The 15,086-nt window shown below is 67.0% G+C and carries 17 protein-coding genes and 1 pseudogene; 5 read left to right on the top strand and 13 right to left on the bottom strand.

Features of this window, described 5'->3' with window-relative positions; translation table 11 throughout:
- The coding region (locus tag AC1DWC_RS20300; protein ID WP_477910929.1) for a DUF7218 family protein at positions 1–261 on the bottom strand (261 nt) is incomplete at its 3' end.
- 72 nt (positions 262–333) lie between these two features.
- Positions 334–2,472, bottom strand: a complete 2,139-nt coding sequence (locus AC1DWC_RS20295; protein WP_477910927.1) for a catalase — start codon at positions 2,470–2,472, stop codon at positions 334–336.
- A 220-nt stretch (positions 2,473–2,692) separates the two neighbouring features.
- Here AC1DWC_RS20295 and AC1DWC_RS20290 point away from each other — a divergent pair, with 220 nt between their 5' ends.
- The gene (locus AC1DWC_RS20290; RefSeq protein ID WP_477910939.1) at positions 2,693–3,895 is read left to right on the top strand and encodes a carboxylate-amine ligase; all 1,203 of its coding nucleotides are present in this window, start codon (positions 2,693–2,695) and stop codon (positions 3,893–3,895) included.
- Positions 3,896–3,965: 70 nt separating this feature from the next.
- Here the strand turns inward: AC1DWC_RS20290 and AC1DWC_RS20285 are convergent, their stop codons facing one another.
- Positions 3,966–4,781 (bottom strand): SigB/SigF/SigG family RNA polymerase sigma factor, encoded by an 816-nt coding sequence (locus tag AC1DWC_RS20285; RefSeq protein ID WP_477910925.1) that lies wholly within the window; start codon positions 4,779–4,781, stop codon positions 3,966–3,968.
- Positions 4,782–5,156, bottom strand: a complete 375-nt coding sequence (locus AC1DWC_RS20280) for a hypothetical protein (protein ID WP_477910937.1) — start codon at positions 5,154–5,156, stop codon at positions 4,782–4,784.
- A gap of 266 nt (positions 5,157–5,422) precedes the next feature.
- Here AC1DWC_RS20280 and AC1DWC_RS20275 point away from each other — a divergent pair, with 266 nt between their 5' ends.
- Entirely contained in the window at positions 5,423–6,217 is a 795-nt protein-coding gene (locus AC1DWC_RS20275; RefSeq protein ID WP_477910923.1) for a Ku protein, read from the top strand.
- An 82-nt stretch (positions 6,218–6,299) separates the two neighbouring features.
- Here the strand turns inward: AC1DWC_RS20275 and AC1DWC_RS20270 are convergent, their stop codons facing one another.
- Positions 6,300–6,659, bottom strand: a complete 360-nt coding sequence (locus AC1DWC_RS20270) for an STAS domain-containing protein (protein ID WP_477910921.1) — start codon at positions 6,657–6,659, stop codon at positions 6,300–6,302.
- A gap of 312 nt (positions 6,660–6,971) precedes the next feature.
- On the opposite strand from AC1DWC_RS20270, the gene AC1DWC_RS20265 reads away from it, so the two are divergent.
- Positions 6,972–7,586, top strand: coding sequence for a TetR/AcrR family transcriptional regulator (locus AC1DWC_RS20265; RefSeq protein WP_477910935.1), 615 nt, complete (start codon positions 6,972–6,974; stop codon positions 7,584–7,586).
- Between the two features lie 4 nt (positions 7,587–7,590).
- On the opposite strand, the gene AC1DWC_RS20260 is transcribed toward AC1DWC_RS20265, so the two are convergent.
- From AC1DWC_RS20260 to AC1DWC_RS20245, 4 genes and pseudogenes are all read right to left on the bottom strand, one after another.
- Positions 7,591–7,827, bottom strand: coding sequence for a hypothetical protein (locus AC1DWC_RS20260; protein ID WP_477910919.1), 237 nt, complete (start codon positions 7,825–7,827; stop codon positions 7,591–7,593).
- A 17-nt stretch (positions 7,828–7,844) separates the two neighbouring features.
- A complete protein-coding gene (locus AC1DWC_RS20255) occupies positions 7,845–8,138 on the bottom strand; it encodes a hypothetical protein (RefSeq protein WP_477910917.1) in 294 nt (97 codons plus the stop codon).
- A gap of 626 nt (positions 8,139–8,764) precedes the next feature.
- Positions 8,765–8,920: pseudogene (locus AC1DWC_RS20250) on the bottom strand (SOS response-associated peptidase family protein); the annotation flags it as partial.
- Positions 8,921–8,993: 73 nt separating this feature from the next.
- Positions 8,994–9,470: a hypothetical protein gene (locus AC1DWC_RS20245; RefSeq protein WP_477910915.1), complete on the bottom strand. Its 477-nt coding sequence runs from the start codon at positions 9,468–9,470 to the stop codon at positions 8,994–8,996.
- A 369-nt stretch (positions 9,471–9,839) separates the two neighbouring features.
- Here AC1DWC_RS20245 and AC1DWC_RS20240 point away from each other — a divergent pair, with 369 nt between their 5' ends.
- Positions 9,840–10,349, top strand: a complete 510-nt coding sequence (locus tag AC1DWC_RS20240; RefSeq protein WP_477910913.1) for a hypothetical protein — start codon at positions 9,840–9,842, stop codon at positions 10,347–10,349.
- Between the two features lie 229 nt (positions 10,350–10,578).
- Here AC1DWC_RS20240 and AC1DWC_RS20235 read toward each other — a convergent pair whose 3' ends face one another.
- The 3 genes from AC1DWC_RS20235 to AC1DWC_RS20225 form a co-directional block, all read right to left on the bottom strand.
- Complete coding sequence (locus AC1DWC_RS20235) at positions 10,579–11,541, bottom strand: DUF389 domain-containing protein (protein WP_477910911.1); 963 nt, start codon at positions 11,539–11,541, stop codon at positions 10,579–10,581.
- Between the two features lie 5 nt (positions 11,542–11,546).
- Positions 11,547–11,954: a hypothetical protein gene (locus AC1DWC_RS20230; RefSeq protein WP_477910909.1), complete on the bottom strand. Its 408-nt coding sequence runs from the start codon at positions 11,952–11,954 to the stop codon at positions 11,547–11,549.
- 168 nt (positions 11,955–12,122) lie between these two features.
- Entirely contained in the window at positions 12,123–12,521 is a 399-nt protein-coding gene (locus AC1DWC_RS20225; protein ID WP_477910907.1) for a hypothetical protein, read from the bottom strand.
- Positions 12,522–12,778: 257 nt separating this feature from the next.
- On the opposite strand from AC1DWC_RS20225, the gene AC1DWC_RS20220 reads away from it, so the two are divergent.
- Positions 12,779–13,204 (top strand): nuclear transport factor 2 family protein, encoded by a 426-nt coding sequence (locus tag AC1DWC_RS20220; RefSeq protein ID WP_477910905.1) that lies wholly within the window; start codon positions 12,779–12,781, stop codon positions 13,202–13,204.
- Positions 13,205–13,335: 131 nt separating this feature from the next.
- On the opposite strand, the gene AC1DWC_RS20215 is transcribed toward AC1DWC_RS20220, so the two are convergent.
- Entirely contained in the window at positions 13,336–15,081 is a 1,746-nt protein-coding gene (locus AC1DWC_RS20215; protein ID WP_477910903.1) for an FAD-dependent oxidoreductase, read from the bottom strand.
- Positions 15,082–15,086 lie beyond the last annotated feature (5 nt).

Below are 15,086 nucleotides of genomic sequence, written 5' to 3'. Positions count from 1 at the left end.
GCGTAATGCGTCGACAAGTTCCTTCTTCGTCAATTTCGAGTAGCCCGAGAGACCAACCTCCTTGGCGCGCTGCTTCAGCTCTGGGACAGTGCGGTCCTCGTAATCCGTCGCTGCCCCGCCCTTCCTGCCGATGCTGGAACGCCCACGGGTTGCGGCCGAGTTCGAGATCCGAGCCGCCTTCTCCTTCGAGTCACCCTTCTTGCGAAGTTCCTCGTACACCTCCTGATCCTTCAGGTGCGGGTCGGAACCCTTCCGCGGCATTCGACTTCTCCTTTGGATCGCTTTCGGTTGAGAGAGATACCTGTTGTGGCAAGCCCGCGCCACCGCTGGCGCTCAGCCGGGAACCGAGCCCGTTTCTCTGTCCCAGGATCGGTGCTGCGCCAGGGCGTCAGCGAAGGCGGTGAACAACTTCGAGGGCAATGCATCCGACGCCGCGGCAGAGGTGACGACGGCGTGCGATTCGACCACGTCGGCGGATTCGGCCAAGTCCTCCTGGACTCGCGCGGCCCGGAGCAGGTCCAGGCCCACACCGAAGGCGGCGATTGGCTTGGCGTGCTTGTACGCCTCGGTGACGAAGTGCACGGCGGCACCATCCGCCGCGAGCGCTGTGTTGCTCGCAGGCCCGCACGGGACCAACACGGCGTCGTAGAGAACCGAGGCCATCGTGTTGATCGCACGATCGACGGTGAGTTCGCCGCCAGTTCCGCCGGCCACCGTGCCCTCGGTGGGACCGAGCAGTTCCACGGTCGCCCCCATCTCTGCCATCGTCTCGGTGAACCGCCGCACGCCTACGACGTCGACGCCGTCGGCCACCAGCACCGCGATCTTGCGGGTCGCAATTCCTGTGGTCGGCTTGCCCACCTGTGAGAGCGCGGGGGAAGAAAGCCCGTTTCCCATCATCAGGTCGTGCGCCGGCACGGCCAGTCCGATCGTCGGCGCCACTCGTTCGGCGAGCAGATGCGTGATCAGGTTGAGCTGCACCAGCACACGTTCACGGACCTCGTGGGAACGAACCTTGCCGAGTTCGAAACCGAATGCCGTCACGATGTGGTCCTGCTCGATCTCGCTCATGCTGTTCCAGAACAGGCGGGCTTGGCTGTAGTGGTCCTTGAAGCTCCCGCTCCGGGACCGGATCTTTCGGCCGTCGATCCGCTCTGTGTAGTGCCGGAACGCGCCCTCGCCGGCCAGCGCGGGACAGCCACCGCCGAGGCTGTTCTCGGTATAGCTGGTGCGCCCCTGCGCGATGGTGTGCTGCCCGTACCCGTCGCGTTCGCTGGTGTGCACCTCGGCGATCGGCCGATTCACCGGCAGCTGGGCGAAGTTGGGGCCGCCGAGCCGAATCAACTGCGTGTCGAGGTAACTGAAATTGCGGGCCTGCAGCAGCGGATCGTTGGTGAAGTCGATGCCCGGCACGAGATTTGCGGTGTGGAATGCGACCTGCTCGGTCTCGGCGAAGAAGTTGTCCGGGTTGCGGTTGAGGGTCATCCGGCCGACCTTCCGCAGCGGCACCAGCTCCTCGGGAATCAACTTGGTGGCGTCGAGCAGGTCGAAGTCGAACGACCGCTCGTCGGCCTCCGCGACCAGCTGGACGCACAGTTCCCACTCGGGAAACTGTCCGGTCTCGATCGCGTCCCACAGGTCGCGGCGATTGAAATCCGGATCCTTGCCCGCGATCTGCTGGCACTCGTCCCACACCAACGAATGCGTGCCGAGCGCCGGACGCCAGTGGAACTTGACGAACGTCCCTCGGCCGTCGTCGTCGACGAAGCGGAAGGTGTGCACCCCGAAGCCCTGCATCATCCGGTAGCTACGCGGCAGCGCACGGTCCGACATCAGCCACATGACGGTGTGCAGCGTTTCCGGCTGCAGCGACACGAAGTCCCAGAACGTATCGTGCGCCGACTGAGCCTGAGGCATCTCGTTGTCCGGTTCCGGCTTGACCGCGTGGACGAAGTCCGGGAACTTGATGCCGTCCTGGATGAAGAAGACCGGGAAGTTGTTCCCGACAAGGTCGTAGTTTCCCTGGCGGGTGTAGAACTTGGTCGCGAACCCCCGCACGTCCCGGACCGTGTCGGCGGAGCCGCGAGACCCCGCGACGGTGGAGAATCGGACGAACACTGGCGTCTCGACGTCGGGGTCCGTGAGGAACTCGGCGGTGGTGAACTCCGAGAGTGATCGGTCGTACGGACGGAATACCCCGTAGGCGCCCGCTCCGCGGGCATGCACCACCCGTTCGGGGATCCGCTCGTGGTCGAAGTGGGTGATCTTCTCCCGGAAGTGGAAGTCATCCAACAGAGTTGGTCCTCGTTCGCCGGCGCTCAGCGCATCATCGGTGTGGTCGACCAGCACCCCCTGGTCGGTGGTCAGGTGGCCGGCGCAGTGGTTCACCCGCGCTGCGTCAAGCTGTTCGTCCTTCGGGTCCGGCCCCACCTGTCCACCGGCGCCATGGCCGGCGGCTCCGCGGTCTGTCATGTCCGTGCACCTCCGAGAACTCGCGGTCGCGGCGACAACGGGGGTCGCCGCCACCCGACTACCCGCCCACCACACGGGCCAAACGCAACGATCCGACAGCATCCGCCCGTTTTGGGCCCCACCCTTCCGGCATCGGCAAGGGTGGCACCAATCCCTGCAGCCCCAGTCCTATGTTTCAGCTCGCGTGTTTCAGCTCGCGCCCTGCGGGCAATCTCCCGAGATGAGCCCGACCCAGGCTTGCCCCCGCGATGGTGGCCCGTCCGCAGCCCCGCCGATGGGCGTCGAGGAAGAGTTCCTCCTCGTAGACCCGGTGAGCGGCGAACCGAGTATGCGGAATGTCGCCGTCGCGGCGACCGCGTCCAGGCTGGGCGCCGACCTCCAGTTGGAACTGTCCCAGTGCCAGGTCGAGATCAATTCGCCAGTCTGTGCCGATTCGCGCCGGCTTCGTACGTGTCTTCTCGAGGGACGATCGATCGCCGCGGCGGCAGCCCTGCGCAACGACTGTCAATTGCTGGCCGTGGGCACACCGATGATCGGGCCGCCGAGACTTCCGGTCAGCGACTGCGACAGATATCGACAGATGTCCCAGCGCTTCGGCATCCTCACGATCGAGCAGGGTATCTGCGGATGCCACGTGCACGTCTCCGTGGCTGATCGTGAAACCGGAATCCAGGTGTGTAACCACATCCGCACGTGGCTGCCCACTCTCCTGGCCCTCGGCGCGAATTCCGCCGTGCACTGTGGCATCGACAGCGGATTCGCAGCCTGGCGGTCGATCCTGTGGTCCCGGTGGCCCGCGGCAGGCCCGCCACCGTACTTCGCGTCGATCGAGAAGTACGATGCTGCAGTCGCGACCATGGTCGACTCCGGCCTGATCCTCGACGAGCGCATGGTCTATTGGGACGTCCGCCCGTCGTGTCACCTGCCAACCGTCGAGATCCGTGTGTGTGACGTACAGCCGACCGTCGACGAGGCGGTCCTACTTGCAACCCTGATCCGCGCCCTCGTGATGACTGCGCTCATGTCGATCCGGCGCGGCGATCCGCCGGCAACCGTCAACTACGAGACCCTGCGGGCCGCGAACTGGCTCGCCGCCAGGAACGGCATGGACGGACAGGCCATCGATCCGTGCACCTCCGGGTCGATACCGGCCACCCGTGCGTTGGCACGGCTCGTCGATCACACCCGCGACTGCCTGGACGAGCTCGGTGAATACCGCTGGGTCCGAACCATGTTGGACCGGCAGCGCGAACTCGGGAACGGGGCGCGCTGGCAACGCGACGCACTCGAATGCTATCGGGATCCGCGCAAACTCGTCACCGAGGCGGCGAGACGGACCCTCCAGGACACCGCGAACCCGGCCGCCGAACACGCTGCGCGGCAACTGAGAGGTGACGGCGATCCAGGGGGCGAGCAGACATGACCACCGCGGTGCCTTCGTGAGAAACTGCGCCAAAGGGCGCAGCGCAGACAGGCTGGCCCGTGCGCGAACCTCAGTCCCCACCCAACTCCTCACGAAGGTGGTTCAGCGTCTTCGCGAGGACTCGTGACACGTGCATCTGGGAGATGCCCATACGGTCGGCTATCTGGGTCTGTGTCATGGATCCGTAGAACCGGAGCGCAAGGATGGTGCGTTCGCGTTCGGGCAGCCGTGCCAGCGCCGGACCTACCGCGGTGAAGTCCTCGACCGTCTCGAGTGCCGCATCCTCACAGCCGAGCGTGTCGACCAGCGGAGTCTCGTGCCCCGGCGGGCCGCGGACAGTCCCGTCGATCGAGACGGTCTGGTAGGCACTGCCCGCGATCAGCCCCTCGGACACCTCGTCGATTCCTACTCCGATCTCGGCGGCGATCTCGCCGGCCGTGGGAGCGCGCCCGAGCCGTTGCGACAGCGTGCCGACCGCTTTCGAAATTCGAAGGTGCAGTTCCTTCAACCGCCGGGGAACACGCATCGCCCACCCGGTGTCGCGGAAGTGGCGGCGGACCTCGCCCATGATCGTCGGTACGGCGAAGGAGACGAAGTCCGATCCGCGGCCGACGTCGAATCGGTCCACTGCGTTCACCAGTCCGAGCCTGGCAACCTGCAGGAGATCGTCGTACGGTTCGCCCCGTCCACAGAACCGGCGGGCAATGTGCTCGGCGAGTGGCAGGCATCGTGTGACGATCTCGTCGCGCAACGCGCCACCGTCATCCGGGCTCGTCTCCGCCGCACGTTCGAACAGACCGATGACGTCCCGGTAGTCCGTCTCGGATCGGTAGTCCTCCGTCTCGGAGGCGCCATGTCGGCCTTGTTCGGCGGGTTCGGACTGCACTCAGGTCCCGATCCTGAGCTTCGTCAGCTCTACGGTTGTGCGATAGCCGGGACCTGCCGAGTTGAGGGGGTCTCGTGTCACCGCGATCGAATCGGTGAGGGCCCGCAGGACGTGCCACCCGAAGCTCTGCGTATCAGGGACCGCGTTTGAGCGGGTGTCCGTCGAAACCCGTACCCACAGGACGTCCCCGGCCAGCTGGAATCGGCACGTCAGGTCGGCGCCGTCGATCGCATCGGCGATCAGATCCGAGCAGATCTGATCGACAGCGAGCTTGACGTCGGATACCTCGTCGAGATTGAACTCGTTGAGCACCGCAACGGTTTCGGCCATCGCACGCACCACCGACAACTGAGCCATGTCGGCGGCGACGCGCATTTCCACGGGAGCATCCACGTCGGCTTCGCTGGATCCCGACCTTCTGGCCTCTGGCATGAAGTTGCAATACCCCATCCAGTGCCGCGCCAAACCGCCTCTGGGGTTTCGTGCGGAAGCCGAGCGGGCATCCACCTGACGGACTACCGGCCGCAGCGACGCCGTGACTTTCTCATCGCGGCTACACCGAAGGAGTAAAGGCGGACAGATGCGACCCATGTGGAAGGGCACCGTGACGTTCGGGCTGGTCGCGATACCGGTCAACCTCTATGCAGCGACCGAGGACAAGGACGTCTCCTCCGATCAGGTACATCAGCGACGGCGGCCGTATCCACTACCGTCGGATCTGCGAGGTCGACGGCGACGAAGTTCCCTACGAGGACATCGCGAAGGGCGTCGAGACACCTGAAGGGACAGTAGTTCTCACAGACGACGACTTTGCCGCGCTACCGCTGCCGACCGTCAAGCCGTACGTGCTGCTGCGCGAGGCACTGAACAAGTCGGGCGAAGTCGCGATCGCCAAGATCGCCATTCGGCAGCGCGAGTCCCTCGCCGTGCTGAGGGTCTACGGCGACCTGATCATGCTCGACACCATGCTGTGGCCCGACGAAGTCCGAGAACCCGACTTCGACTTCCTGACCTCCTCCGGCCCCCACCTCGAAGCGCGCGAGACCAAGATGGCCAGCTCCCTCGTCGACGCGATGTCGGAGCCGGTGTTCGATCCGCAGAAGTTCCACGACGACTACCGCACAGCCCTCGAGAAGGTGATCGAGGCGAAGACAGAGGGCCATGATGTCATCGAGCAGCCGGCTCCGACCGAGGCGAAGGACGAGGACGTCGCCACCCTTTTGGCCGCGTTGCAGGCCAGCGTCGACGCGACCGGCAAAAGCAAGCGCGGCGGACCGGGCAAGGGCACCCGCCAAGGCAAGCGCACCACCAGGAAGTCCACCGCCGGTGGCAGGCGGAGAGCTACGAAGGCCACAGCTACCGGTGGGGCGAAGGGCGAGGCCCGAACCGGCAAGTCCCGTTCAGGAACGAAGTCCCCCGCCCGCGGCAAGAAGTGACCTCCCTGACCGCAGTGCGCCGTCCAGCCTTCGGGTCAGGCCTCAAAGATGCTGTTACACAGCAGTTCTCGCGTCCGACCGGCTATACGTCAAGCGTTTGCCGGTCGCGGTCGAGTCCCTCCCGATCGTCGGTCGCCTCCACGGCCGACTCCGCCGACACCGCCGCTCGGATCGACGGGTACTCGCCGAAGAGGGGGCGCAGCCCCGTCACCTGCAGAACATGTGCGACTGCCGGTGTACTCGAGACCAGCGCCATGTCGAGGCGCGAGCGGACAGCCCTCCGTTTGGCCTCGGCCAACTGGGCGGCAGCCCCAATGCTCATGAAGTCAGTCTCGGAGAGGTCCACTACCACCCCGTGATAGCAGGTCGCGAAAGCGACATCGAGCACCCTGTTGAAGTCGTCGATGCCCGTCGCGTCGAGATCCCCGCGGACAGCGACCACCACAGTATGACAACGACCGCCGCGATCCAGCGGACGGTACGCCGGGCGATCCGGGCGAGGGGCCATGAGTCGGCCTACGAGAGTGGTAGAAGCGGGCATGACGAACCTCCATTGACAACGTGAAGTTTCGGTCCACATGCTCCGGATGACCCGCACTGGCCAGAAGCCGATTTGCGGCGAGACGGGGATCGCATCTCGGCCAATCACGTCGCGTGGGACCTGTTCGGCTGTGCTCTCAACCTCCTCTGTTGTAGCACGCCCAGACATGTCTGTACACCGCTGATTTTGGGTACCCTGGACCTTGTGATCGGGCTGCTCGAATCCCCGCCGATTCGGTCGGGTGGCGCGCGCGAGCGCATCCTCACCACGGCCTACCGTCTGTTCGCCAGACGGGGTATTCGCGATGTCGGCATCAACGAGATAATCGCAAAGTCGGGCGTGGCCAAGGCAACGCTCTACCAGCATTTTCACACGAAGAACGACCTTGTTCTGGCCTTCCTCGAGCTTCGCGAAACAACCTGGACCTTCGCACTGGTCGACGACCGGTCTCGGGCCCGAGGAGAAACACCGGAACAGCAACTCCTGGCAATCTTCGACGTCTTCGACGACCTCTTTGCCGACCGTGCCGGCTTCGATGGATGCTCGTTCATCTCGGTGCTGCTCGAATTGGGTCCCGACAGCATCGCGGGTCAAGCCTGCATCGCCCATCTCGAAACGATCCGAAGCATTGTGCGCGAACGTGCCGAGCGCGCCGGCCTGAGCGACCCGGAGGGTTTCGCCTGTTCGTGGCACATCCTCATGAAGGGCGCGATAATCTCCGCGGTGGAGGGTGACACGAAAGCGGCGCGACGGGCGCAGCCCATGGCGCGCGCACTGATCGAACAACATCGAAGGCCGGAACCGCTCGACGGCATCGTGCGCGACTGAGCGATCAAGCCCGGTCCGCGATGCCGACGACACCGGCCTCGCGGGTGCAGTGCGCGCAGCAGTAAATGACACCGTCAGCAGCCTCGACGCCGTGCCCGAGGATGATGCATCCGCATCGGGCACACCGCGGTGCCATCGCCTGTGCGGCGCATTCGAAGCTGTCGAATACCCCGGAGCGGTCGACGGTGGTCATCGTGAACGTCTTGTCGTAGTCGTTTCCGCAGTTCTCGCAAGTACCCATGGCGCGCCTCCTGTGCTTCAGTTGCGACTGTCTACCCCGGCAGCAGACCCGCGTAAACGCGATCGTCGCGCGGGCGTCAACGACCGGGCCGGGGACGACAGTTCGGTGGCGAAGAAGTCGCGGAAGCCGTCGGGGTCGGGTCCGGCGTCCAGGAGCGCGAGGCGATCGAACCCGGCGTCGACAAACCGCTGTATGACCGGGAGATGCGCACCGACATCCGGGCCGCAGCCGAATCGGTTCCGCATGTGGTTCTCGGTCACCAACTCGCTCGCTGCCTCGAAGGCGGCCGGGCTCTGCAACTCGGCCAGCACCGGCCAACCGACACGGCGAAGCGAAAGCGCTCGCGTGCCGCCGCAACCGCCGCGCCCTCGTCGCGTGCCCATGCCAGCGGCACCTCCCCGTACGTGGGACCGCAACCGCCCGCGTCCCGCAGGCACGCGTCAGCCCCGGGTTGGCCTCGGTTTGCGAAGGGTGCGTCTGCAAGTTCCGCGGCCACCGAAGCTGCCTCCGGTCCCCTGCGGCGACCGCGCGATCGGCGGCAGCCCCTCGGGCCGCTGATTGGTGGCCTCATCGTCTGGGCGGGCGGGCTCACCCTGCTGTTCGCGGTGATGGCGATCCTCGCGGGCACGGTCGCGGGTGGGCCGCATGTTCGGTTTCCGCAATTTCGCGGAATGCGGTACCTGGACCGTGCCGAAACTCCGACCGGAGCGAGGCCGGCGATTCGCGATCGACGACGAGACTCATCTCTCCCGGTCCGCGGGTTGCCTTGCTCTCACTGGGCACTGCTGGACAGCGGCGGCCGGGCACCGCGCTGTGCACGTTTGGATGTGCCTCGTGGGCGACGCGTGCGGTGCGCGACCGCCCGAGCGGAGGACCTCACGGAAGTAGATCGACGACCAGCCACTGCACAATGCCTCCCACGTTGAGCGGCACCCACGGGCTCTCCTTGGGGCGCCCGCTCGAGCACCACGTTCACCCGCTGGGTCGGTGCGACGTTGTACGACGGCGGCAACTCCTCCCCGACCGCTTCGGTGGCTGCGAAGGTCGAGAGCAGGTCCTGGCGACTGCTGGTGCTCGCATACCGTCCACACATTCCGGATCTCCCGTCGCTGGGGTAACGGGACGGACGACAGCCGCGGCCCGTAGGCAGTCCGTTTACAGGAGTATCAGAGTTCGAACCACGGAACCGCTCGAAGTGGCACGGTCGCGTTTGCGTCGACGGGCGAAACAGTCAAATGGAACGCGCCGTCAGACTCGTGGAGGCGAACGAGATACCGTCCCGGCGTGACTGGCAGCTTCACCGAGTAGTTCGTGGTCGGGCCTGTGTCCGCGAACTGGGCGGCCATCGTCAGCCCGGTGTAGTCGGTGAGCCACAAGCCTTCTGGCCCAACTTGAACGACGTTGGAAGCCTCACGTTGGACCTGCTGGGAGGGCAGGTTCGCGCCAAACGTCAAGCGCTCCAGCGCATGGTCGGGGCCGGGGAATGCGACAAACAGCGTCCCTTGGTTCATCTGCTCGACAAAACGGGCAAGCAGCTTGTCAAGGGTCCAATCGGCGTCGACAAACCCGGCATAGGTGTCTGGGGCGACGAGGCAGACGAAGCCATCGTCGTCGACATGCAAGGCCACTTCCCTGTCGGTCATGTCACGCATCGTAGGCGCGGGGACGACGGGCGCGAGTCCGTGGCGTCGTCGGCGGCGGCGGCAGGGCGTCCACTGTTGCATCCAGTCGAACAATGCCCAGTCCGCTGGTGCTCGCATATCGTCCGCACGCCGTCGGATCTCCCGTCGCCGTAGGTCCAACGCGGACGTTGGCCGCGTCCGCCGACACCGGCTCCGGGACACGCCCATCGCCCTTGCCGGTGGAGAACGAAGAGAGCGACGCCATCCCCGCAGTTCACGCACAAACAGTGCTGCTGCCGGCGCGCTCGTCCTCGGCCAAGACCAATGGCGTCCGGTTACACGTCGTGCAGGATCGCAAACGGAACTCAACCGGACGAAGAGGACACCTGCATGCGACTGATCATCCGCGCCGCACTCATTGCGGCAGCGTCGATTCCACTGGCCGTCGTCACCCCGGCACTAGCCTCTGCCGCCGCCGCCGACGACGTCACCTTCGCCTACGAGGTCAGCGGATCGGCGGTGACCAACACGATCAACAACAACTCCGGCACCGCCCTGGTGTGCGCGACTTCGCTGGCGCCGGCACCGGGCGGGGTGTTGCCACCGGTCGAGGACATCCTGCGCGCCGGCCAGACACTGGCCACCAGCGGCGAGATCCAGCCCGGCACGGCGACTCAGACCGTCACAGCCATCCCCGACGGCTCCTACGTCGTCCTGGCTTCGTGCAGCCCCGTCGCCGACCCCATGACCATGTGGGTCTCGGACTACCCCGGCATCGCGGACTACCTGGCGGGCATCCCGGCCATCACTGCGTTCGCCGTGCAACAGGAGTCCACCGTCGTCGCCGTCCCCCAGGTCGATCCGGTCCGCCCGGGCCTCGGCGAGCTCTTCGGCAGCTAAGGCACGGCCAGCTCACCGCATCCACGCCGAAGGCCCGCACCCAATTCTGGGGCGGGCCTTCGGCGTTACTTCTTCGCCGGCGACTCGGCCACTGATTCATACCGAGGCCGGCGCACAACACGACCGGTGTCGCCCGGACCCGCGGTCAGCCATGGATGACTTGCCGTCGACCCGGTGTCCGCTGAACAGACGCTCGGCGCGGAGAGGGCCCGGCGCAACTCCTGACTGGTCAGAGCATCCGGCGGACCCGGTCGAGCGCACGGGCCCGGCGCACCGACACCCGCGTCCACAGCGCCTGCTGGATCGCCAGCGTCGCCCAGCCGGCCAACGCCATGCCGGACAGGTTCAGCAGCAGCTGCAGGCTGCTGCCCCAGATCTCGTGGCTGGCCCCGAATGCCAGGGCCAGACCCACGTTTCCCGCCGCGGGTACCGTCGTCACGGAGATGAACACCCCGGAGAGCCCCGCCATTTTCGACGAGGTCAGCGACAGCACGCCTGCGGCGGCCGCGATCACCGCCACGATGAACGACCACTTGTCCGGGCTGTAGATGAACGCGGTGTCCGGCCGCGGACCGGTGACGTCCTCGATCGTCACCCAGCCCAGCCCCCGGCCGACCAGCGCGAGGATCGCCGTCACCGCGATCGCGACCACGAACCCGACGACGAGGGTGCGAACCGCGAGCGCGAGCAGCACCCACCGTCGCCGCACCAGCGCGACCCCGAGCGCGGCGATCGCCCCGAACTCCGGCCCCAGCACCATCGCCCCGATCACGAGGATCTGCGAGTCGGTGATGATCGCGATCCCGGCCAGCAGGGTCGCCAGGGACATGAAGCTCAGATAGGTCCAGTTGAGTTCGGTCTCTTCGTAGGAGCGCTGCGCGACCTCCGCCCACACCACGGAGTCCGCGCTGCTGCCGGGTGTGCTCAGTTCGGCGTCGAATCCGCTGCGGGAGAGCCACGCGTGCACCGGTTCGATCTCGATGCTGCCGCGGTGGTGCAGGCCGGTGGCCCGCAGCTGGTCGATCACGTCGTTGGCCGCCTCCCGGGCGATGTCGGCGTACACGACGTCGCCCGCCGGACGCAGGGCGGCGCCGCGCAGCACCGCAAGGCCGCTGACACCCGGTTCCTCGTCCAGAATCCGGAGGGCGTCGTCGGTCAGGTCGCTCGGCGCCAGAATCCGTAGATGCAGCATGCGGGTCAGTCTGCCGGGGCGGAGCAGTGATTCGCGGCGCGGGGCACAAATTCGGTTTCCGGAGCGCCGACGAAGTCGACAGCATCGCGCGCCATGGCTACCCCACATCCCCACGTGTACTTCGGTGACCGGATCGTCGATGTCGCGGAGGCGACGCTCGGCGACGCCGCCTCGGCCGTGCTGTACGGGCTGAGCGTGTACACGGTGTTCCCGGTACAGGTCGACGGGTCCCGGCTGCGCGGCGGGCACCAGACACCCGATGCGAACGCGTCGCGCGGACCGTCGGCGTCGAACCCCGACTCGGGCCAGGTCTGGGTGACGAAGTCGACGGTCCCCTCGATGCCGTCCCGGTGCTCGGTGGTGCGGTTGACCTTCGTGAAGACGACACCGGCAACGGCCCGGGGTGCTGCCACGCCTCGGCGAACTGCTGGACTGCCCACACGCCGTCTGCGAAGCCGACGGTGCCAAGGAGTTCGGGGTGTGCCGGGAAGATCACCCATCCGGCCGAGAGGATCCCGAGTTCGGTGGTCGAGCCGGCCGACTGTGGGCAGTCGATGAGGACTACGTCGTAGCGGAGGACCTCACGGAAGAGAATCGACGACCAGCCACTGCACAATGCCTCCCACGTTCCACAGCGCGTCTGGATTGTCGAGCGCCGCCACATACACCGCCCGAGCTTGTTCGCCGACGATCTCACCACTTTCCCCCGACGGTGGGCTGGGCTCGAGGAACTCGGAGGGGTGCGGTCCCGGCCATGCAGGTACGTCATCAGGGGAGATGTTGGTGTCGACGCGGCCCGGTCGGTGTACGACCACCTTGTCGGGAATGGGTATGGATTCCGCCGCCACGGTGATGTCTGTTCCCGCAGCGGCAACTTCATTGCCTCCGCTGCCGCAGCCCACCACTGCGAGAGCAAGACCTGCTACTGCCAAACCCGCTATCGCACGACGTACCTGCACCGTTTGCTCCCCTCCGGTCACCTCAACCCCTGTCCGAGCCCACCATCGCACGTAGGGGCCGCCTGCTGACCACTTACGAGAAGGTCCCTCGGTTCCATGGGTACGTCGAGGTCTCCCGCCGGTGTCTGCCCACGTGTCGCAGCACCGAAGTTTGGACACCGTCCGCCGCGCTACCGCCCTTGTGGGCCCACTTCGTGTGACTTGCTGTCGCCCACCCCCCCAAATCCTCAGCGGCACAGGACTGGCCTGACACGAGCAGGTGCCGAATACTCGACGCCGTGGAACATGCCGCGAGCGAGCCCGACCACAACACCGACTCCGAACTCCACGAACTGCTCGAGGAGCTCAAACGTCGAGAGCCCATCTTCCACCACCCGGAGCTGGGCACCTCACGTGAAGACTTCAATCGACTCACCGACCCGGAATTCTGGGAGACCGGCGCCTCCGGCCGCCGCTACAGCCGCGAACATGTCTGGTCGGTCCTCGAGCAGCGATACGCGTCAGAGCCCTCGGGCCAGCTCGGCGGCGACTGGCAGACCAGCGAATTCCGGCTACGGGAGATCGCCTCGGCCACTTATCTGCTGACCTACACACTCCTGCAGGACACCAGACTCACCCGCAGGGTGACCGTATGGCAGCGCGGCGCAGGCGACTGGAAGATCCTCTACCACCAAGGAACCCTCGTCACCGACCTCGAACCGTAGGGTTCGGCTGGGCGGTCGGCCACCGCGCGCTGAGGGAGCTGCGGACTCCGCGGATCACGACGGCGTTGGTCTGGGAGCTGCACCTGGCCTCAGGTGCCGGTGAACCCGGGGTTCGGCGTCTTCCGGGTCTCCTAGTCGCGGACCAGCCGCAGGCGACCGCGCATCAGGCTGCGGCCGCCGTTGCGGGCCGCCGGGGCACGCTGCGCCGCGGCGGCGATCGACACCAGTTCCGCCGTGTCGGTGATCTTCTCGCGGGCCCGGTCGTGGTCGGCGCCGCGCGCCCGCTCCGCCCGGTCGATGGCCTGCCAGCCCGCCCGGTCGACGACCGCGGGTTGACGCCACCGCACCAGCGCGTCGAATTCCGCTGTGCCGGTCCGCGGGTCGGCGAGCAGGCCGTCGTTGTAGTCGTCCACCAACGCATTCACCGTCTCCTGCGCGCAGGACTTGTTGGTGCCGATGAAGCCCGTCGGCCCGCGCTTGACCCATCCGGTGACGTAGGCGCCCGGCAGCCTCGCACCGGCGGGCCCGTCGAGCACCCGGCCCTCGCGGTTCGGGATGACGGCCGCCGCGTCGTCGAACGGCACCCCGGCCAGCGGCACACCCCGGTAGCCGATCGAGGTGAGCACCAGTCCGGCGTCGAGCACCTCAACCTCGCCGGTCGGTTCGATCCCCACCTCGGCACCCTCGCCGACGGCGAAGGCGTTGCGCACCAACTCCACTCCCGTCACCCGGTCGTCGCCGACGATGCGGGTGGGGCTCGACAGGTACCGCAGGGTGATCTTCCGGCCGATATCCCCGGACCGGGCGCGCAGGGAGCCGAGCAGGGCCAGCTTGTGTTCCACCGCGTGCGAGAGGGTGCCGTCGGCTACGGCGCGCTCGGTGGCCGGGTCCAGCACGTCGTCGCCGTCGCGGACCGCCACGCCGATGCCCGGGGTCTCCAGCAGGCCCGCGAACTCCGGCACCGTGAACGCGGACTGCGCGATGCCGCGGCGTCCGACGATCACGACCTCCTCGATCTTGCTGGCCCGCAGGGCCTCGAGCGCGTGGCTCGCGATGTCGGTGCCCGCCAGCAGTTCCGGGTCCATGGTCAGGATCCGGGCCACGTCGAGCGCGACGTTCCCGTTGCCGACGACGACCGCCCGCCGGTGCGAGAAGTCGTAGGTGTCGCCCGCGTGGTCGGGGTGGCCGTTGTACCAGGCCACGAAGTCCGTCGCCGAGGCGCTGCCGGCGAGCGACTCCCCCTCGACGCCGAGCTTGCGGTCCGACGACGCCCCCACCGCGTAGACCACGGCGTGGTGGCTCGCCAGCAGCTCGTCGTGCGAGAGGTCGCGGCCGATCTCGACGTTGAGGTAGTACTCGAAACCCGGCTGGGCGGCGATCTTGTCGTAGAGCTCGGTGACCTGCTTGGTCTTCTGGTGGTCCGGCGCCACGCCGGCGCGCACCAGGCCGTGCGGCACCGGCAGCCGGTCGAAGACGTCGACCCGCACGCCCGGCTGGGTGAGCAGCTCGTCGGCGGCGTACATCGCCGACGGGCCCGACCCGACGACCGCCACCCGCAGCGGCGCGCGGCCGCCGCGGACCGTCGGCGCGGGGACCACCGGCGCCAGGACGGGCCGGTCCCGCTGGGTCCGGTAGAAGTCCGCGTTGATCTCCAGGAACACCCGTTGCGACGGCGCCAGTTTCGCCTCCGGGACGATCGCGTCCACCGGGCAGGCCGACACGCACGCCCCGCAGTCGACGCAGGCCGCCGGGTCGATGTGCAGCATCTCCGCCGTCAGGAAGTCGGGCTCGTCCGGCGTCGGGTGGATGCAGTTGACCGGGCACGCGTACACGCACGAGGCGTCACTGCAACAGGACTGGGTCACCACATGGGGCATGGGGG

The sequence above is a fragment of the Rhodococcus sp. P4_C10 genome (assembly GCF_056402135.1).
This window is presented reverse-complemented; position numbering and strand designations above follow the sequence as displayed.